Origin of the sequence: Pseudomonas putida (assembly GCF_028682395.1) — a bacterium.
Classification (GTDB): Bacteria; Pseudomonadota; Gammaproteobacteria; order Pseudomonadales; family Pseudomonadaceae; genus Aquipseudomonas; species Aquipseudomonas putida_AB.
Genome location: NZ_JANHLC010000004.1, coordinates 234,444 through 253,356 on the forward strand (window position 1 = coordinate 234,444; position 18,913 = coordinate 253,356).

General features: G+C 63.1%; 13 protein-coding genes and 1 pseudogene. 10 read left to right on the top strand and 4 right to left on the bottom strand.

Features of this window, described 5'->3' with window-relative positions; translation table 11 throughout:
- Nucleotides 1–3: 3 nt before the first annotated feature.
- From aceF to msrA, 3 genes are all read left to right on the top strand, one after another.
- Nucleotides 4–1,638, top strand: a complete 1,635-nt coding sequence (aceF, locus tag NPS46_RS12345; RefSeq protein WP_274107485.1) for a dihydrolipoyllysine-residue acetyltransferase — start codon at nt 4–6, stop codon at nt 1,636–1,638.
- A 496-nt stretch (nt 1,639–2,134) separates the two neighbouring features.
- Complete coding sequence (locus NPS46_RS12350; protein ID WP_274107486.1) at nt 2,135–4,825, top strand: sensor domain-containing phosphodiesterase; 2,691 nt, start codon at nt 2,135–2,137, stop codon at nt 4,823–4,825.
- A gap of 68 nt (nt 4,826–4,893) precedes the next feature.
- Nucleotides 4,894–5,541 (top strand): peptide-methionine (S)-S-oxide reductase MsrA, encoded by a 648-nt coding sequence (gene msrA / locus NPS46_RS12355; RefSeq protein WP_274107487.1) that lies wholly within the window; start codon nt 4,894–4,896, stop codon nt 5,539–5,541.
- A 50-nt stretch (nt 5,542–5,591) separates the two neighbouring features.
- On the opposite strand, the gene NPS46_RS12360 is transcribed toward msrA, so the two are convergent.
- The 3 genes from NPS46_RS12360 to eutH all read right to left on the bottom strand — a co-directional run bounded on the left by NPS46_RS12360 (nt 5,592) and on the right by eutH (nt 8,167).
- A complete protein-coding gene (locus NPS46_RS12360; protein ID WP_274107488.1) occupies nt 5,592–6,431 on the bottom strand; it encodes a 23S rRNA (adenine(2030)-N(6))-methyltransferase RlmJ in 840 nt (279 codons plus the stop codon).
- 108 nt (nt 6,432–6,539) lie between these two features.
- Entirely contained in the window at nt 6,540–6,896 is a 357-nt protein-coding gene (locus NPS46_RS12365; protein ID WP_274107490.1) for a DUF1937 family protein, read from the bottom strand.
- Nucleotides 6,897–6,931: 35 nt separating this feature from the next.
- Nucleotides 6,932–8,167: an ethanolamine utilization protein EutH gene (gene eutH, locus NPS46_RS12370; RefSeq protein WP_274107492.1), complete on the bottom strand. Its 1,236-nt coding sequence runs from the start codon at nt 8,165–8,167 to the stop codon at nt 6,932–6,934.
- Nucleotides 8,168–8,566: 399 nt separating this feature from the next.
- On the opposite strand from eutH, the gene NPS46_RS12375 reads away from it, so the two are divergent.
- The 7 genes and pseudogenes from NPS46_RS12375 (at nt 8,567) to NPS46_RS12400 (ending at nt 17,113) form a co-directional block, all read left to right on the top strand.
- Nucleotides 8,567–9,334, top strand: a complete 768-nt coding sequence (locus NPS46_RS12375; RefSeq protein WP_274107494.1) for a DeoR/GlpR family DNA-binding transcription regulator — start codon at nt 8,567–8,569, stop codon at nt 9,332–9,334.
- A gap of 176 nt (nt 9,335–9,510) precedes the next feature.
- On the top strand, nt 9,511–10,911 hold the full coding sequence (locus NPS46_RS12380; protein ID WP_274107496.1) for an NAD(P)/FAD-dependent oxidoreductase: 1,401 nt from the start codon (nt 9,511–9,513) through the stop codon (nt 10,909–10,911).
- On the top strand, nt 10,898–12,133 hold the full coding sequence (locus NPS46_RS12385; protein WP_274107498.1) for an NAD(P)/FAD-dependent oxidoreductase: 1,236 nt from the start codon (nt 10,898–10,900) through the stop codon (nt 12,131–12,133). The genes NPS46_RS12380 and NPS46_RS12385 overlap by 14 nt, the downstream gene beginning before the upstream one ends.
- Nucleotides 12,134–12,154: 21 nt before the next feature.
- Nucleotides 12,155–13,579 carry an FGGY-family carbohydrate kinase gene (locus NPS46_RS12390; RefSeq protein ID WP_274107500.1) on the top strand — a complete coding sequence of 475 codons (1,425 nt, stop codon included), beginning with the start codon at nt 12,155–12,157 and terminating at the stop codon, nt 13,577–13,579.
- 239 nt (nt 13,580–13,818) lie between these two features.
- A pseudogene (locus NPS46_RS25350) lies at nt 13,819–14,337 on the top strand (cache domain-containing protein); the annotation flags it as partial.
- A 30-nt stretch (nt 14,338–14,367) separates the two neighbouring features.
- The gene (locus tag NPS46_RS25355; RefSeq protein WP_425312736.1) at nt 14,368–15,645 is read left to right on the top strand and encodes a methyl-accepting chemotaxis protein; all 1,278 of its coding nucleotides are present in this window, start codon (nt 14,368–14,370) and stop codon (nt 15,643–15,645) included.
- Between the two features lie 199 nt (nt 15,646–15,844).
- Nucleotides 15,845–17,113: an O-acetylhomoserine aminocarboxypropyltransferase/cysteine synthase family protein gene (locus tag NPS46_RS12400; RefSeq protein ID WP_274107504.1), complete on the top strand. Its 1,269-nt coding sequence runs from the start codon at nt 15,845–15,847 to the stop codon at nt 17,111–17,113.
- A gap of 133 nt (nt 17,114–17,246) precedes the next feature.
- Here the strand turns inward: NPS46_RS12400 and putP are convergent, their stop codons facing one another.
- Entirely contained in the window at nt 17,247–18,731 is a 1,485-nt protein-coding gene (putP, locus tag NPS46_RS12405; RefSeq protein WP_274107506.1) for a sodium/proline symporter PutP, read from the bottom strand.
- Nucleotides 18,732–18,913: the final 182 nt, after the last annotated feature.

Consider the following 18,913-nt stretch of genomic DNA (forward strand, 5'->3'; position numbering starts at 1 on the left):
GCTGTGAGCGAACTTATTCGCGTACCTGACATCGGCAGCGGTGAAGGTGAAGTAATTGAACTGTTTGTGAAGGTCGGCGACCGCGTTGAAGCCGACCAGAGCATCCTGACCCTGGAATCGGACAAGGCGAGCATGGAAATCCCTGCTCCCAAGGCCGGCGTGGTCAAAAGCCTGAAAGTGAAGCTGGGCGATCGCCTGAAAGAAGGCGACGAACTGCTGGAGCTGGAAATCGAAGGCGCCGCTGCTGCGGCTCCCGAGGCGGCGCCTGCCGCTGCCGCACCTGCCCAGGCTGAAAAGCCTGCCGTCGCCGAGGCCCCTGCGGCCGCGGCGGCTGCGCCAGCTGCGGCCACCGTCCAGGACATTCACGTCCCGGACATCGGCTCGTCGGGCAAGGCCAAGATCATCGAGCTGCTGGTCAAGGTCGGCGACACCGTTGAAGCCGACCAGTCGCTGATCACCCTGGAATCGGACAAGGCCAGCATGGAAATCCCTTCGCCGGCTGCCGGCGTCGTGGAGAGCATTGCGGTCAAGCTCGAAGACGAAGTCGGCACTGGCGATTTCATCCTCAAGCTCAAGGTCCAGGGCGCAGCACCTGCTGCCGCCCCGGCACCAGCGCCAGCCGCCCCGGCTCCGGCCGCCAAGGCTGAAGCCGCACCTGCGCCAGCCGCTAAAGCCGAGGCAGCACCCGCTCCGGCCCCGGTGGCAGCACCCGCGCCGAGCGGTGCCAAGGTCCACGCCGGCCCTGCCGTACGCCAGTTGGCCCGCGAATTCGGCGTCGAGCTGAACGCCGTGAGCCCGAGCGGCCCACACGGCCGCGTGCTCAAGGAAGACGTACAGGTTTACGTCAAATCCATGATGCAGAAGGCCAAGGAAGCACCGGCTGCAGGCGCCACCGGCGGTGCCGGTATCCCGCCGATCCCGGTCGTGGATTTCAGCCGTTTCGGCGAAACCGAAGAAGTGCCGATGACCCGCCTGATGCAGATCGGCGCGTCGAGCCTGCACCGCAGCTGGCTGAACATCCCGCACGTTACGCAGTTCGACCAGGCCGACATCACCGACCTGGAAGCTTTCCGCGTTGCGCAAAAAGCTGTTGCCGAGAAAGCGGGCGTCAAGCTGACCGTACTGCCACTGCTGCTCAAGTCCTGCGCGCACCTGCTCAAGGAACTGCCGGACTTCAACAGCTCCCTGGCACCCAGCGGCAAAGCGATTATCCGCAAGAAATACGTGCATATCGGTTTTGCGGTCGACACCCCTGACGGCCTGCTGGTACCGGTCATCAAGAACGTCGACCAGAAGAGCCTGCTGCAACTGGCTGCCGAAGCCGCCGCACTGGCAGCCAAGGCCCGCGACAAGAAGCTCACCGCCGACGACATGCAAGGCGCCTGCTTCACCATTTCCAGCCTCGGGCATATTGGCGGCACTGGCTTCACGCCAATCGTCAACGCGCCGGAAGTGGCGATCCTGGGTGTCTCCAAGGCCACCATCCAGCCTGTGTGGGACGGCAAAGCCTTCCAGCCCAAGCTGATGCTGCCCCTGTCGCTGTCCTACGATCACCGTGTGATCAATGGCGCCGCCGCTGCACGCTTCACCAAACGTCTGAGCGAGCTGCTGGCGGACATTCGCACCATCCTGCTTTAAGCCTCAAGGGCCCTTCCTCAACGGGAAGGGCCCTGGCTTGCACTGTTTTCCGAGCGCCACGCTCGTACCTCAACCCCGCCATTTGGCGGGGCTTTTTTTGCCCAAAAAAAATAGGTGTCTGGCCGCTCCTCCGGCCATAACATCAAAAGGCCATCAAACGCGAGAGCCAGGTCAAATAAACAGCAAAAAAAACCAGCTTTTCCGACGGATGAAACCCCCTTTCCTGGCGACGAAAAAAGCAGCACAACAGGAAAAATCGAGACTTTTCCAAACACTCATAAAAAATCAATAAATGGCCTGTATAGGCTGATATAGAGCCATTAAGTAAAAAATAAAAATGCTACAGAGGATAAAAAAGCACGCCCCGCCGCCCACCTTGAAGGCACCTAGCCACTGTTGTACTTGTCAGCCTGGGCCGCATCATGCAACCTTGCTCGACGCGCCCTTAAACAGGCTGTTCAGCGCGTGCGATCAGTACTCTTGAAGCGAGCCATCCATGAAAAGCCAACCCGATGCCGCCAACCGAATGGCGGCCGAGGTAGTGACGCAGTTACCGGTGCCTTCACGGCTCGGCATGCTGCGTTTCGAACGGCTGAATGAAGCCAGCTGGGCACTGCTGTTTCTCGATCCCGGTTGCGAGCGCCAATTCGGCCTGCCCGCCGTGGACCTCTGCGCCCTGGTCGACTCGCCCTATGCCAGCCTGATGGAGCCGCAGGCGCGCTATCAACTGCATGACCTGATCCAGCTACAGCTAAGTGCCAGCAACCATTACCTGGTGCGCTACACGCTGCACACTGCGCGAGGAGCGGTCTGCGTCCTGGAAATGGGCGAAGCCTACAAGCAACACAATCGCCACCTGCTGCGCGGCTACCTGCTGGTGGTCGATGGCCTGTTCAGCAACAATCCCTCGCCCCTGGGCGACCTGGAGTCCCAGAACAGCCGCCTGCAGATCGCCCTTGAGCTCAACCAACGCGCCCAGCAGGAACAGCTGCAGCACCTGGAGCGCGTCCGCGCCCAGCAAGACCTGATCCTGCGCCTGGCCCGCCAGCGCTACAGCCTGAACAACTCGCTGCAGGAAGCCGCCGAACTGATTACCCGCTGCGCGGTGGATATCTACGATATCGACTGCGCCAGTATCTGGAACCTGGACCAGCAGATGCTGGTGCCCATCTCGGCCTTTTACCGCGCCGAACAAGAGCACCACCAGCCCGAAGCCATCGACGCCAGTGTGTTTCCCGACTACCTCGAAGCCTTGCATTCAAGCCGCGCCATCGATGCACAGAACGTGCAGCGCGACCCGCGCACCCGGGAGATGGCCGAAAGCCTGCTATCGCGCGATATCAACGCCATGCTCGACGCCAGTATCCGCATCGACGGCCAGGTAGTCGGCGTGCTGTGCCTGGAGCAATACAGCAAGACTCGGGTCTGGCAGTCCGATGAAGTGGCCTTCGCCGGCGAGCTGGCCGACCAGTTCGCCCAGGTGATCAACAACCACAACCGGCGCACCGCCACCAGTGCCCTGCACCTGTTCCAGCGGGCGGTGGAGCAAAGCGCCAATGCCTTTTTGCTGGTCAACTGCGACGGCGTGGTGGAGTACGTCAACCCAAGCTTCACCGCCATCACCCAGTACACCACCGAAGAAGTCCACGGCCACAAGCTCGCCGAGTTGCCAGCCCTGGAAAACCTCAATGAGCTGCTCTTCGAAGGGCCCTCGAATCTGGCCAAGAACAACAGCTGGCAGGGTGAATTCAAGAGCCGGCGCAAGAACCTGGAGCCGTACTGGGGCCAGCTGTCGATCTCCAAGGTCTATGGCGACAACCGCGAGCTGACCCACTACATCGGCATCTACGAAGACATCACCCAGAGCAAGCTCGCCCAGCAGCGCATCGAACGCCTGGCCTACACCGACAACCTGACCAATCTGGGCAACCGCCCGTCGTTTATCCGCAACCTCGACGAACGCTTTGCCCGCGACAGCGACACGCCGATCAGCCTGTTGCTGGTGGATATCGACAATTTCAAACGCATCAACGACAGCCTCGGCCACCAGACCGGTGACAAGCTGCTGATCAGCCTGGCCCGGCGCCTGCGCAACAGCCTGAGCCCCGGCGGCAGCCTCGCGCGCTTTGCCAGTAACGAATTCGCGGTATTGCTCGACGAGACCGACCTTGAAACCGGCCAGCAGGTCGCCAGCCAGTTGCTCGCGACCCTGGACAAGCCGATGTTCGTCGACAACCAGTTGATCAGCGTGACCGGCTCCGTGGGCCTGGCCTGCGCGCCCTTGCACGGACGCGACCCCCAGACCCTGATGCGCAACGCCGGCCTGGCGCTGCACAAGGCCAAGGCCAACGGCAAACATCAGGTCCAAGTGTTCACCGAAACCTTGAACGCCGAAGCCAGTTACAAGCTGTTCGTCGAGAACAACCTGCGCCGCGCCCTGACCCAGAACGAACTGGAAGTGTTCTACCAGCCCAAGCTGTGCCTGCGCAGTGGCCGGCTGCTCGGTATGGAAGCGCTGCTGCGCTGGAACCATCCGGAAAAGGGCATGATCCGCCCCGACCAATTTATCAGCGTGGCCGAGGAAACCGGCCTGATCATCCCCATCGGCAAATGGGTCGCGCGCCAAGCCTGTCGCATGAGCAAGACGTTGAGCGCCCAGGGCCTGGGCGATCTGCAGGTGGCAATCAACCTGTCGCCCAAGCAGTTCTCCGACCCGGACCTGGTGGCCTCCATCGCCAGCATTCTCAAGGAAGAAGAGCTGCCGCCGTGCCTGCTCGAACTGGAACTGACCGAAGGCCTGCTACTCGAAGCCACCGGTGACACCCACCAGCAGCTCGACCAGTTGAAAAAGCTCGGCGTGACCCTGGCCATGGATGACTTCGGCACCGGCTATTCGTCCCTGAGCTACCTGAAGAAATTCCCGATCGACATCATCAAGATCGACCGCAGCTTTATCCATGAAATCCCGGACAACCAGGACGACATGGAAATCACCTCGGCGGTGATCGCCATGGCCCACAATCTCAAGCTCAAGGTCGTGGCCGAAGGCATCGAGACCGCCGAGCAGCTCGCCTTCCTGCGGCGCCAGCGCTGCGACGTCGGCCAGGGCTACCTGTTCGACCGCCCAATCCCCGGCAGCGAGCTGATCGAGCAACTGCGTCGTTATCCGCGCGGGCCAATCGCCTGACAGACGCGCCACTCTCGGGCACACTGCGGGTCTACCGCTATTGCAACCTGACTGAGAGGACTAGAGAAATGGTCTTGCGCTCGGAAATCCTGGTGAATAAAAACGTGCTACCTACCAAAGAACAGGCCCTGCCCGGCCGCGAAACCCCTATCGCCGTTCCCGCCGAACACTTCGTCAATGGCCACCCGCTGCTGGGCCCCTTCCCGGGCAACGTGCAGTTTGCGATCTTCGGCCTTGGCTGCTTCTGGGGTGCCGAGCGGCGCTTCTGGCAGCGCGAAGGCGTCTACAGCACATCTGTCGGCTACGCGGGCGGCTACACCCCGAACCCGACCTACGAAGAAGTCTGCTCGGGCCTGACCGGCCATAGCGAAGTGGTGTTGGTGGTCTACGAACCGGAGATCGTCAGCTACGACCAGTTGCTGGCCATGTTCTGGGAACTGCACAACCCGACGCAAGGCATGCGCCAGGGCAACGATATCGGTACCCAGTACCGCTCGGTGATATACGCCACGACCCCGGAGCAACTGGACGCAGCCAAGGCCAGCGAGAAGGTGTTCCAGGCAGAGCTGACCAAGGCCGGCCTGGGCGCCATCACCACGGAAATCGACGAAGCGCCGACCTACTACTACGCCGAGGCGTATCACCAGCAGTACCTGGCGAAAAATCCTGAAGGCTACTGCGGGATTGGCGGGACCGGCGTGGTCTGCCCCATCTAAAGCAGCCGCGGCAAGCTAACGCCCCATCACCGTCGGCTTGCCGCTTACGCCTATTGTTCCGCGATCAGCCAGTCCATCCGCCAGTCGCCCTGGGTCTGCCCCAGTTTCTGGGCCAGCCACGGCAGCAGCTCGCGCAACTCCTCCTCCAGGCCCCATGGCGGGTTGGCAATGGCCAGGCCCGAGCCATTCAGGCTTTGCGGTGTGTCCAGCGGATGCACCAGCAGCTCCACACGTAGCAACTTCGGCGCCCCCGTACCGGCCAGGTCCTGGTAGAAGCGCTTGAGCGCGCGCTGGTCCTTGACCGGGTACCAGATCGCCGCCACCGTCTGGCGCATGCGACCAATCGCGTCCTTCAACGCGTGGGCGCAGCGCTGCATTTCATCGAGCTGCTCGAACGGCGGGTCGATCAGCATCAGGGCGCGCTTTTCGGCCACCGGGAGCAGCGCACGCGGCACATGCCAGCCTTCACCCAGGTGGACTGCAACACGCCGATCACCCTTCATGTTGTCCTTGAGCAAACGGCCGTCTTCAGGGTGTTTTTCGTTGAGCAGCACGCGTTCGCGCTCGCGGGTCAGGCGCCGCGCCAACTCGGGCGAGCCGGGGTAGTAGCGCAACTGGCCGTCAGGGTTCATGTCATGCAACACGCGCATGTAGTCGGCGGTCAGCGCCGGCAGCGTAGCGTCGTTCCAGAGCCGGGCGATCCCTTCGAGGTACTCGCCGGTCCGGTTGGCCTGATCGCCCTGCAGGTCATACAGGCCGATGCCCGCATGCGTGTCGAGATAGGCGAAAGGCTGTTCCTTGCGCGACATCAGGGCAATCAGGCGGGTCAGTGTGAGGTGTTTGAACACATCGGCATGGTTGCCGGCGTGGAAGGCGTGACGGTAGTTCATGGCAACTCCTGCGAAGGCCTCGCAGTTTACCTTGTGCGACGCGCGACGTCAGGTTGCCGTGCCGGATGGCATGGGGGCCAATCCCCTGCCACCCGGCACAGACAGCGCTTAGACGAACTCGGCCGAGACCTCGGACCACAGGCTGACGCGACGCCCCGAAGACTCGAAGACCTCGATCTCGCGCTTGATCCCGCCGCTCTCCTTCCAGCCCGGCAGATCGAGCACGATCAGCTCATCCATCATCGCCATGTACAAGGCATCCACCGGCGCCCACAGCTTGCCGATAGCCGCGTTGTCCTTGCCTTCGAAGCACAGGTTGATCGGGTGGGACATGCTCACCTGGCTGAACACCGCGTGCCCGGCTTCCAGGATCCGCGCCGCGACCTGGTTGCACGCCAGGAAGCGTTGCTGGACCACATTCGCGTCGGCGTGGCTGTAGGGGCAGGCCAGGAAAATTTTGCGCATCATTACCTCTTCATCGTTCAACGGGGGAAAACCGCTCAGACACGAGCGGGTTGCAGGGCGAAATCCGCAGCTTCGGCTTCTGCCTGCTGCTCATAACGCTGGGCAGCCGGCACCGAGATCTTGATCGCGATCAGCACGGCCAGCAGGCCGCCAAACAGCTTGCCGAACAGGATGGGCAGGATCAGTGTCGGCTGGAAGTTGGCGGTAAAGGCCAGGTGATCGCCGATCAATGCCTGGGCACAGACCCCCAGGGCCACGCACAGCACCTTGTCGCGGGCATTCATGTGCTTGAACAGGTGGAAGGTGGCAATGATGTTGGCAAACACCATGACGAAGCCGGCCGCACCGGTCGGCGACAGGTTGAGATAACGTCCCAACAACGCCATCGGCTTCTTGCAGTAGCGCTGGAACAGGTAGCAGATCGGGAACGTACCGGCGAGCATGATCCCGATGTAGCCAGCGATCTCGATGGCCCGGAACAACTCCTTCTCATCGGCGAACATTGGGTCGAAGCCCCAGCCGCCAAAGGTGATGCTGAAGAACTTGGTGAAGTGTTCGACGATGCACAACGCCAGCACGATCTTGATAAAGGCATCCATGATCTTGCCGAACACCAGGAACCCGCTGACCATCGCCATGGGCCGATAACGCAAGCCTGCCGCCAGTAGGAAGCAGAACACAAACAGCGGCGCGAGCAACTTGAGCATGTCGCCAAAGCTCAGGGCCAGGTAGTACAGGGCCTCGGAATTGGTCGAGACAATGTCACGCACCGGCAGGTTGGCAGCGGTGATGATCAACAGCGACGCCAGCACGGCGAAGGGAATGCTGATCAACCCGGCCATGGCGCCCAGTGCCAGGTACTTGTGGTCCTTGCGTTCGAGCATGGTCAGGCCGACCGGGATCAGGTAGACGATGGTCGCCCCCGAGGTGTAGCCCACCAGCATGGCGGTGATCCACAGGTCGCGGTTGGCGGTCAGCGCATTGGCCAACTGATAGCCGCCCATGTCCACGGCAATGATCGACAGCGCGGCAATCGACACGTCCGAGCCCAAGGCATCAAAGAACGGCCCCAGGGCGTGGGAAATACCCTGGGACAGATAGGGGATCGCCACCATGATGCCGGCCTGGGCCAGGAACACCGGCCCGATGGAATGGATACCGTTGACGAACTCTTTGCCCAGGCCGCTATCGGGCTTGATCACCGAGGACAGCGCGCCTACGACCGCGCCGAGCATAATCAGGTATATGACGTAGTTTCCGAATTCAGCCATGCGCGTTCATCCCATGCACTAATGGAAGTGGCTCCCCAAGGAAGCGGTTTTATAGTTTTTCTAGGCAGATACCTGTTCAACCTGACGGGCGGAACCGGCTCGGCGGACAAAAATGTCACAAACCGACGCGAACTCTAACGCATTTAGCGTGCCATATTGTGAAACACCTGTGGCATTGATCAACCATAGCAACATAATCAGTCAATAAAACCTACGCAAAAGTCACAAACGTACAAATATCGGGCATTGACGTTGCGCGCTGTAATTGTGAAACGGTCAACTAAGTGCTTAAATCCGGGCGAAGCGGCGATGCGCCCAAGGGGTTCTGCCCGATAAGTGCGCGCTCGGTAACATTTTTTGCCCAAATATGTGGCGAAGTACCACTTATGGAAGCCCAGCATGCGTCCCAACGAAAGAAGACAGCAGATCCTCGAACTCCTGCGCCAGCGCGAACGCATCTCGGTGGAAGAGTTGGCACGCGCCATGAGCACCTCCCAGGAGACCATTCGCCGCGACCTGACCGAACTGGCCGATAACGGGCTGGTCAGCAAGTTTCACGGCGGTGCCGCCCTACCGCCCAGCAGCGAGCACGAGAACGCCTTCCAGACCCGGATGAACGAGTCCGCCCAGGAAAAGCGCAGTATCGCCCGCTATGCCGCCGGGCTGTTCGCCCCTGGCGACAGTATCTTCATAGACACCGGCACCACGACCCTGTTCTTCGCCCGCGAACTGGCCCGGCTGCCACGCCTGACCGTGATCACCAACTCGCTGTCCATCGCCACCTGTATTGGCGAGTCGGGCAACCGGGTCTTCATGATCGGCGGCGAATTTCGCCCGGACTCCGAGCAGAACGTCGGCACCCTGGCACTGGAGCAGATCACCCGCTTCAACGCCGAGCACGCGGTGATCACCATCGGCGCCCTGAATGCCGACGGAGCCATGGATTTCTCCATCGAGGAAGCCGAAATCGCCCGCGCCATGATCGCCCAAACGCGCCACCTGACAGTGATCGCCGATGCGTCCAAGCTCGACCGCCGCGGCCTGTTCAAGGTTTTCCCACTGGAGCGCATCGACCGTTTGGTCATCGATCGGCAGCCAGGTGCGGAGCTACTCGCCGCACTGGAAAAAGCCGGGGTCGAGTTGCACATCGTGCCGGCCCGCAGTTGAGCAAAGCGGCCGTTCGGCGCTGTCGCGCTGGCGCCGCCGGCCTTGATACAGTCACTATAAAGTCAACAATTGACCGATTAATGACTAAATAATCATTCATTCAACAAATTTGGCATATATTGTGCTCTGCTAACTCGACCGATCATTCGGTGTTACCGCAGGAAACAGGCACTTATATGACCGAAAAGTATCCGAATAATGTGATTTTCGACGTCGCCATTGTCGGCAGTGGCGTGGTCGGCTGTGCCATGGCCCGACGCTTCGCCCTGGAAGGTGCCAAGGTCGTCCTGCTGGAAAAGAGTAGCGATATCCTCTCCGGCGCCAGCAAGGGCAACAGCGCGATCCTGCACACCGGCTTCGACGCACCCACCGGCAGCGTGGAGCTGGCGTGCATGCAGGCCGGCTATCGCGAGTACCTGGAGATCCACCCGCGCTTGAACCTGCCGCTGCTCAAGACCGGCGCCATGGTCGTGGCCTGGAATGCCGAGGACGCGGCCAAGCTGCCCGCCATCCTTGCCCAGGCCCAGGCCAATGGCGTGAGCAATGTCCGCCTGCTGGACAGCGCCGAGATCCGCCGCCTGGAGCCCCACCTGGCGCAGAACGCACTGGCCGCCGTGCAAGTGCCGGACGAACACTTGATCGACCCCTGGTCCGCGCCCCTGGCCTACCTGCAACAGGCCATGGCCCACGGCGCGCAGGTGCGGCGCCAGGCTGAGGTCCAGGCCGGCAAGTTCGACGGCGAACGTTGGACCCTGCTGACCCCCCAGGGCACCGTCAATGCCCGTTACGTCATTAACTGTGCGGGGCTGTTCGGTGATCGCCTGGAAGAACAACTGCTGGGCCACAGCGATTTTCGGATCATGCCGCGCAAGGGCCAGTTCGTCGTGTTCGACAAGGCCGCCGCGCGCCTGCTTGGCAATATCGTGCTGCCGGTTCCAAACGAGCGCACCAAGGGCATCGTGCTGACACGCACGGTGTACGGCAACCTGCTGGTTGGCCCGACCGCCGAGGAACAGGACGACCGCGACCATGCGGGCCTCGATAGTGCGACCCTACAGAGCCTGATCGACGCCGCCGTGGAACGCATCCCACAACTCGCCGGGATGCCCGTGACCGCCACCTATGCGGGGCTGCGTCCGGCCAGCGAGAAAAAGGAATACCGCATCCAGGCCGATGCCAAGCGCCACTGGATCACGGTCGGCGGCATCCGCTCCACCGGCCTGACCGCCGCCCTGGGAATCGCCCGGCACGTCTTCAGCCTGTATCAGGGCCAGCATGTCCCGGTGGCCGAGCCCATCTGGCCACAAGTGCCGAACCTGGCCGAACACCTACCCCGGGACTACCTCCAGCCCGGCTATGGCGAAATTGTCTGCCATTGCGAAATGGTGACCCGCCGCGAAATCCAGGCGGCCCTGGCCAGCCGCCTGCCGCCCGGCGACTTCGGCGGCCTGAAGCGCCGTACCCGTGCCTGCATGGGACGCTGCCAAGGCTTCTATTGTGGCGCCCAGGTCGCCGAGCTCAGTGCCGACGCCCTTGCCACCCCTCTCGCTACAGGTCGTTGCCATGAAAGCCAGTGAATCCCTGAACGTCGACGTCGCCATTATCGGCAGCGGCCCCGCCGGGCTGGCGGCCGCCATTGAACTGCGCCGGCGTGGCCAGCAACGGGTCGTGGTGATCGAACGCGAAGCCGAGGCCGGCGGTATCCCGCGCCATTGCGGCCATCCGCCTTTTGGCGTGCGTGAGTACGCGCGTCTGTATAGCGGGCCCGCCTATGCCCGGCGTAACGTCGCCGAAGCCCGCAAGGCCGGGGTCGAGTTACTGCTGCACCACAGCGTGATCCAACTGCAGGCCAGTGGCCTGCTGGAACTGGTCAGCCCCACTGGACCGCTGACGATCCAGGCCCGCCGCGTGTTGATCGCCACCGGCGCCCGGGAAACCCCGCGCTCGGCCCGCCTGGTCTCCGGCGACCGCCCGCTGGGCGTGATCAATACCGGCGCCCTGCAAAACTACCTGTATCTGCAAGGGCTCAAGCCCTTCGAACGACCGCTGATTATCGGCACCGAACTGGTCAGCCTGTCCGCCGTGCTCAGTTGCCGGCGCGCCGGTATCCGCCCGATCGCCATGCTCGAAGCCAACCCGCGGGCCACGGCGCGCTGGCCGCTGTCGCTGTTCCCGCGCCTGTGCGGTGTACCGATGCATTTCGGGGCGCAGTTGCTGGCGATCCATGGTACCGGCCGCGTTGAGTCGGCCGATGTGCGCATGGCCGATGGCAGCATCGAGACCCTGGCCTGCGACGGCATCCTGCTGACCGGCCAGTTCACCCCGGAGTCGAGCCTGGTCCGCCTGAGCCACCTGGAGCTGGACAACGGCAGCGGCGGCCCGTCCGTGGACCAGTTCGGGCGCTGCTCGGACCCGACCTACTTCGCCGCCGGCAATCTGCTGCGCCCAATCGAAACGGCTGGCTGGTCGTATCGCGAAGGCCGCCGTATCGCCGGCCTGATCGACCGCGACCTGCGCGGCGAGCTGCCCACGGCCGGCGCGCAGGTGGCCATCCACTGCGCGGCGCCGATCAAGCTCTGTGTCCCGCAGCGCCTGGGGCACAGCCGCACACCCGGGCTGAGCCACCTGCAATTGCGCGTCGCCGCGCCCGCCTCCGGCACCCTGCGGGTACTGGCCGACGGTCGGGAAATCTGGCGTCGCCAGATCGATGTCCTGCCCGAGCGCCGCGTGCTGATCCCCCTCGATGCCCTGCACCTGCCTGACGATACCGAACGCCTGGACGTTTGCATCGACTCCTGAATCCAACACGAGAACAAGACCATGCGTATAGCCGCACTCGACCAGGGCACTACCAGCACCCGCGTACTCGTTGTCAGCAGCGATGGCCGCGCCGATATCCAGTTGGCCCTGCGTCACCAGCAACACCACCCGCGTGCGGGCTGGGTCGAACACGATCCGCTGGAGCTGCTGGCCAATGTCGAGCGCTGCCTGGAAGCCACCGGGCGCGTGGATGCCATCGGCCTGGCCAACCAGGGCGAAAGCTGCCTGGCCTGGGACGCCATTACCGGCGAGCCCCTGTCGCCGGTGATCGTCTGGCAGGACAACCGCACCACCCCACGCATTGAAGAGCTCCGCGCCCAGGGCGCCGAAGCCCTGACCCTGGAACGCAGCGGGCTGCCACTGGACGCCTACTTCTCGGCGAGCAAGCTGGCCTGGATCCTGGAGAATCTGCCGCCGGCCCAGGCCGCGCTCCAGGCCGGGCGTCTGCGCCTGGGCACCACCGATGCGTACTTTCTCGACCGCCTGGCCGGGGTCTACGCCACTGACGTGACCACCGCCTCGCGGACCTCATTGATGAACCTGGCGACCGGCCAGTGGGACCCCCAGCTCTGCGAGCTGTTCGGGGTGCCGCTGCACGCCCTGCCCGAAATCCGCTCCACTGTCGGCGACTTTGGTCGCATCGGCCAGGTGCCGGTCACCGCCTCGATGGTCGACCAGCAGGCCTCGCTCTACGGCCATGGCTGCCGCGAACCGGGCGACGCAAAAATCACCTTCGGCACCGGTGCCTTTGCCCTGACCGTCACCGGCGAGCAGATCATCCGCTCGCCGGAAAACGGTCTGCTGGCGACCATTGCCTGGCAGGTTGACGGCAAACCGGTGTATGCCATGGACGGTGGCGTCTATGACGCCAGCGCAGCCGTGGAGTGGGCCGCACGCCTGGGCCTGTTCAGCGACTTCTCGGAGCTGGCGAGCTTTGACAGCCCCGCCGCGATCTCGCGCGAACTGGCCTTTGTCCCCGCGCTGTCGGGGCTCGCCTGCCCGCACTGGGACCGCAGCGCCGCCGCACTGTGGGTCGGCATGAACGCCAGCACCACACGCCAGGATATGTGCCAGGCCGTGCTCGAAGGCGTGGCCCTGCGCAGCGCCGAGGTCATCGGCGCGATGGACGGCTACCTGAACGTCACCGATCGCCTGTCGATCGATGGCGGCCTGGCCCGCAGCCCATACTTTGCGCAATTCCTCGCCGATATCCTGCAACGGACCATCGTCACCCAGCGCTTTGACGAACTCACCGCCTTCGGTTGCGCCGCCCTCGCCGCCCGCGGCCTGAACGTCGAACTGCCTGCCCTGGGCAATACCAGTACCGACTACCGCCCACGGATCGATGCCGCCACCGCTGCCCACTGGCGCCAGACCTTCAGCGGTGCGGTCGAGCGTTCCCAAGGCTGGCGCCAGAACGCCTGAACCTGATCTGCGCGCCCACCTCCCGGGCGCGCCACTCTCCCCGTCCCACGGAAGGAAACCCCATGAATGTCTTGCCCGTCCGGCTCAGTCACCGACTCAGCCTGGGCTGCCTGCTATTGCTCGTGCTCACCGCCCTGGCCGTCTACGCGGTCATGACCTGGCGCGGCCAACCCCGTGTCGAAGCCAGCAGCCGGATGCTCTCGCAACAAACCGGCCAGGCGATTATCAATCGCCTGTCGATGCAGCTCGCCGAAATCGAAGGCGTGACGACCAGCCTGTCGCACCTGGCCAGCGGCCTGCCGAAAGACGAACACAGCTACCTGCAAGGCCTGCCGAAGATCATCGACCATGAAAACGACCCGTCCATCGCCGGCGGCGGCGTCTGGCCGGAACCGGGCGCCTTTGACCCGGCCCAGGCGCGGCGCAGTTTCTTCTGGGCGCGCGACGAGCGCGGGCAGATGGTCTATCACGACGAGTTCAACCAGCCGGACTTCAGCGACTACCACACCGAAGCCTGGTACAGCGAGGCCCGCGCCAAACCCACCGGCCGCTGCATGTGGACCGAAGGTTACCTGGACAGCGTAACCGGCGAGCCCATGGTCACCTGCACCGTGCCCTACCATCTGGACGGCCGCTTCGCCGGCGTCTCGACCCTCGACCTGCGCCTGGACGGCTTGAGCCAGGTCCTGGAAGAACAGGGCAACGTCACCGGTGGCTATGCCTTCGCCCTCGATCAACGGGGCAATGTGCTGTACTTCCCCGGGATCAAGCCCAAGCCCGGGGCCGCCATGCCGACCCTGGCGGACCTGAGCCGCGACCAGGCCTGGCTCGCCCCCGTGCAGAGCGCCGTGGCCGGGCTCGGCGCGCAATCGACCGCCAGCCTCAAACTGAACCATGACGGACGCCTCGACGAAGCCAGCCAAGTCCATCTGTTCGTGATGCCCGGTTCCGGCTGGGTCATCGGCCTGGTCACCCCACAAAACCGTATCACCGAACTGGCCCGCACCCTGACCGGCGACATCCTGCTCTGGCTGTTGCCGGCCCTGGCCGCGCTGCTGTTCTTCGCCTGGCTGGCCGGCCATCGCCTGATCGCCCAGTTGGAAGAAACCACCCGGCAGATCGATGCCCTCAGCGCCGGCGGCGCACGCATCAACGAACTGAGCATCGAGCGCCACGATGAAATCGGCACCCTGCGTGGAGCGGTCAATCGCTATGCCGCCCATCTGCGCGCCCTGCTGCAGCAAATCGCCGCAGAGTCCGGCCAGCTCAATGGCCAGACCCGCGAGCTGGCAGCGCTCAGCGCAACCCTGGCCGAACGCGCCGAGCAGCAGCGTCAGGAGAACATCCAGCTGGCAGCGGCCATTACCGAAATGTCGTCGAGCGCCCAGGAAGTGGCCTTCAACACCAATCAGTGCGCTGACACCGCGCGCAACTCCCTCGGCGTGGTCCAGGACGGCCAGAACAAGGCCGAGCAATCGAGCCGGATGATGCAGACCCTGTCCCTGGAAATCACCGACGCTTGCGAGGTGGTCGCCGAGTTGGCCAACGACAGCCAGCGCATCGGCACGGTCCTGGATGTGATCAAGAGCATTTCCGCGCAGACCAACCTGCTTGCCCTCAACGCCGCGATCGAGGCCGCCAGGGCCGGTGAAGCGGGCCGCGGTTTTGCCGTGGTAGCCGATGAAGTCCGCGCACTGGCCGGCAAGACCCAGCATTCGGCGGATGAGATCAGCGCCATGATCGACTCCTTGCGCGACGCCTCGCATAAAGCCGTTGGCGCCATGCATGAGGGGCGCGATAACGCCAGCAACGCGCTGACCGGCAGCCAGGTCACGACCAGCGCACTGACCGTGACGGTGGAGAACTTTCGCAGCATTTCCGAGCGCACCGAGCAGATCGCCGTGGCCGCCCAGGAACAGAGCCATGTCACGCAGGAAATCAGCCAGTTGACCGAACGCATCCAGAGCCTGAGCGAGGCCAATGCCCAGGACGCCAGCGAGCTGAAGCACGTCGGTAGCCTGATCGCCCAGTTGTCGGCGCGCCTGGAACAATTGAGTCGCGGCTGATACTCGGCCTCGGGACGGGTGACACCATGGCGTCGTGCCCGTCCCGAGGAAGTATTGCCGATTGCCTCGGTCTATCGGACACTGGCGCCCCGGTTAGCGGTCCGCCTGCCGGCGTTTGGCGACTCAGACTCACGAGACCATGAACGACCGCGCCGCCCGGCTGTGCTCATTCAATGGAATTTATCTGAGTCGAGGCTTTATGAAAGACGCAACGATTGCGCTGCACCATGGTTTCAAATCGGACCCGACCACCAAGGCCGTGGCCGTGCCCATCTACCAGAACGTCGCGTTCGAATTCGACAATGCCCAGCATGGCGCCGATCTGTTCAACCTGGATGTACCGGGCAATATCTACACCCGGATCATGAACCCCACCAACGATGTCCTGGAACAACGCATGGCGGCCCTGGAAGGCGGTATCGCCGGCCTGGCCGTGGCCGCCGGCAGCGCAGCGATCCACTATGCAATCCAGACCCTGACCCAGGCCGGTGACAATATCGTCTCCACGCCCCAGCTCTATGGCGGCACCTACACGCTGTTTGCCCACCTGCTGCCCAGCTTTGGCGTCGACGTGCGCTTTGCCCGCGACGACTCGGCCGAGGCCATTGCCGAATTGATCGACGACAAGACCAAGCTGGTCTACTGCGAAAGCATCGGCAACCCGGCCGGCAATATCGTCGACCTCGCGGCCCTGGCCCAAGTCGCCCATGCGCGCGGCGTACCACTGATGGTCGACAACACCGTGGCGACGCCGATCCTGTGCAAGCCAATCGAATTCGGCGCCGATATCGTCGTGCACTCGGTGACCAAATACGTCGGTGGCCACGGTAATTCCCTGGGCGGGATGATCGTCGACAGCGGCACGTTCCCCTGGGCCGACTACCCGGAAAAATTCGCCAGCCTCAACACGCCCGAGCCGGCCTACCACGGCGTGGTCTACACCGAAAAATTCGGCCCGGCGGCCTTTATCGCCCGCGCCCGCACCGTGCCGCTGCGCAATACCGGCGCGGCACTGGCGCCGATGAATGCCTTCCTGCTGCTGCAAGGCCTGGAAACCCTGGCACTGCGCATGGAGCGCCATACCGAGAACGCCCTCAAGGTCGCGCAGTTCCTCCAGGGCCACGAGCAGGTCGCCTGGGTCAGCTATGCTGGACTGCCCGAGCACCCGCACCATGAACTGGCGCTCAAATACATGCAGGGCAAGCCGTCGGCGATCCTTTCGTTCGGCCTCAAGGGCGGCTACGAAGCGGGCGTGCGCTTCTACGATGCGCTGCAGATCTTCAAGCGCCTGGTCAATATCGGCGACGCCAAGTCCCTGGCCTGCCATCCAGCCTCCACCACCCACCGGCAAATGACGGTCGAAGAGCAGGCCAAGGCAGGGGTCAAGCCGGAGATGATTCGTCTGTCGGTGGGCATTGAAGCCATTGAAGACATCCTCGACGACTTGCGCCAGGCGCTGAACGCTTGATCTTACGCAGGCGCTTGTAGGCGCCGCTCGCCCCTACAGGTTCAGCGGCCAGGCATTTGTCCAGGCCAAAAAAAACGGCCCGCATCGTTGGATGCGGGCCGTTTTTTTCGATCAGCGTTTCAGCTCAGGGCACTCAGTGCTCCAGGCGGAACTGCTTTTCGGCGGCGTCAAAGCGCTGCAGCATGGCGGCCGACGGTTTACCCATCAGGCTGACCACGTAGATCGCCAGGCTGGCGAAGATGAAGCCTGGGATGATTTCATACAGGCCCAGCAGCTCGAAGTGCTTCCAGACGATCACGGTCACCGCACCGACCAGCACACCGGCCAGGGCGCCGTTGCGCGTCATGTTCTTCCAGATCACCGAAATCAGCACCACCGGCCCGAACGCCGCGCCGAAACCGGCCCAGGCGTAGCTGACCAGACCCAGTACACGGTTATCCGGGTTGGCCGCCAGAGCGATGGCAACCAGTGCGACCACCAGCACCATGGCGCGGCCGACCCAGACCAGTTCAAGCTGGGAAGCACTCTTGCGCAGGAAGGCTTTGTAGAAATCTTCGGTCAGGGCGCTGGAACACACCAGCAGCTGGCAGCTCAGGGTACTCATCACTGCCGCCAGAATCGCCGACAGCAGTACACCGGCAACCCATGGGTTGAACAGCAGCTTGGCCAGTTCGATAAACACGCGCTCGGGGTTATCGGTCACGGGACCGGCCACTTCCGGATGCGCCGCGAAGTAGGCGATACCGAAGAAGCCCACCGCCACGGTGCCGCCCAGGCAGAGGATCATCCAGGTCATGGAGATGCGACGCGCCTTGGCAATCGACTTGACCGAATCCGCCGCCATGAAGCGGGCGAGGATATGCGGCTGGCCGAAGTAGCCCAGGCCCCAGCCCATCAGCGAGATGATGCCGATAAAGGAGGTGTTTTTCAGCATATCGAAGTTGCTTGGGTCTTGCGCTTCGATGGCCAGGAAGGTTGTGTCGACGCCTCCGGTGGCCAGCAACACGATGATCGGCGTCAGGATCAACGCGAAGATCATCAGGGTCGCCTGCACGGTGTCCGTCCAGCTCACTGCCAGGAAACCACCGATAAAGGTGTAGGCAATGGTCGCTGCAGCACCGGCCCAAAGCGCGGTTTCGTAGGACATGCCGAAGGTGCTTTCAAACAACCGTGCGCCGGCAACGATGCCCGAAGCGCAGTAGATGGTGAAGAACACCAGAATCACCACCGCCGAAATAATGCGCAGCACACCGCTTTTATCTTCGAAACGGCTGGCGAAGTAATCCGGCAGGGTCAGCGCATCGCCGTTGTGCTCGGTCTGCACGCGCAGACGGCCGGCGACGAACAGCCAGTTCAGGTAGGCACCGACGATCAGGCCGATGGCAATCCAGCTTTCCGACAGGCCAGACATGTAGATGGCGCCCGGCAGGCCCATCAACAACCAGCCACTCATGTCCGAGGCACCGGCTGACAGCGCGGTGACCACACTGCCCAGGCTACGACCGCCCAGAATGTAGTCGGACAAGTTATTGGTAGAGCGATAGGCCATGAGACCGATCAGCACCATTGCCGCGATATAGATCACAAACGTGATCAGGGTTGGGTTGCTTACACTCATTCGTTATTGCCCTGGCATTTGTTGTTATCAGCAACGGCCGACAGCCCCTGCCCCTTTGAAAAGGGATAGACGGTTGTGCCGGACGCGCATTTAGGGCCGACGTTTCCCCAGGAAAACCATCGACCGTAGCAGCAGACCCGCAAACGGGTTGCACCGTGGGCGCGAATCCTATTCAACAATAC

Bases quoted from the DNA above. Each gene is read 5' to 3' on its own strand.
- NPS46_RS12350 (WP_274107486.1), top strand. From the start codon at position 2,135: ATGAAAAGCCAACCCGATGCCGCCAACCGAATGGCGGCCGAGGTAGTG.
- msrA (WP_274107487.1), top strand. From the start codon at position 4,894: ATGGTCTTGCGCTCGGAAATCCTGGTGAATAAAAACGTGCTACCTACC.
- NPS46_RS12360 (WP_274107488.1), bottom strand. From the start codon at position 6,431: ATGAACTACCGTCACGCCTTCCACGCCGGCAACCATGCCGATGTGTTC.
- NPS46_RS12365 (WP_274107490.1), bottom strand. From the start codon at position 6,896: ATGCGCAAAATTTTCCTGGCCTGCCCCTACAGCCACGCCGACGCGAAT.
- eutH (WP_274107492.1), bottom strand. From the start codon at position 8,167: ATGGCTGAATTCGGAAACTACGTCATATACCTGATTATGCTCGGCGCG.
- NPS46_RS12375 (WP_274107494.1), top strand. From the start codon at position 8,567: ATGCGTCCCAACGAAAGAAGACAGCAGATCCTCGAACTCCTGCGCCAG.
- NPS46_RS12380 (WP_274107496.1), top strand. From the start codon at position 9,511: ATGACCGAAAAGTATCCGAATAATGTGATTTTCGACGTCGCCATTGTC.
- NPS46_RS12385 (WP_274107498.1), top strand. From the start codon at position 10,898: ATGAAAGCCAGTGAATCCCTGAACGTCGACGTCGCCATTATCGGCAGC.
- NPS46_RS12390 (WP_274107500.1), top strand. From the start codon at position 12,155: ATGCGTATAGCCGCACTCGACCAGGGCACTACCAGCACCCGCGTACTC.
- NPS46_RS25355 (WP_425312736.1), top strand. From the start codon at position 14,368: ATGCCGACCCTGGCGGACCTGAGCCGCGACCAGGCCTGGCTCGCCCCC.
- NPS46_RS12400 (WP_274107504.1), top strand. From the start codon at position 15,845: ATGAAAGACGCAACGATTGCGCTGCACCATGGTTTCAAATCGGACCCG.
- putP (WP_274107506.1), bottom strand. From the start codon at position 18,731: ATGAGTGTAAGCAACCCAACCCTGATCACGTTTGTGATCTATATCGCG.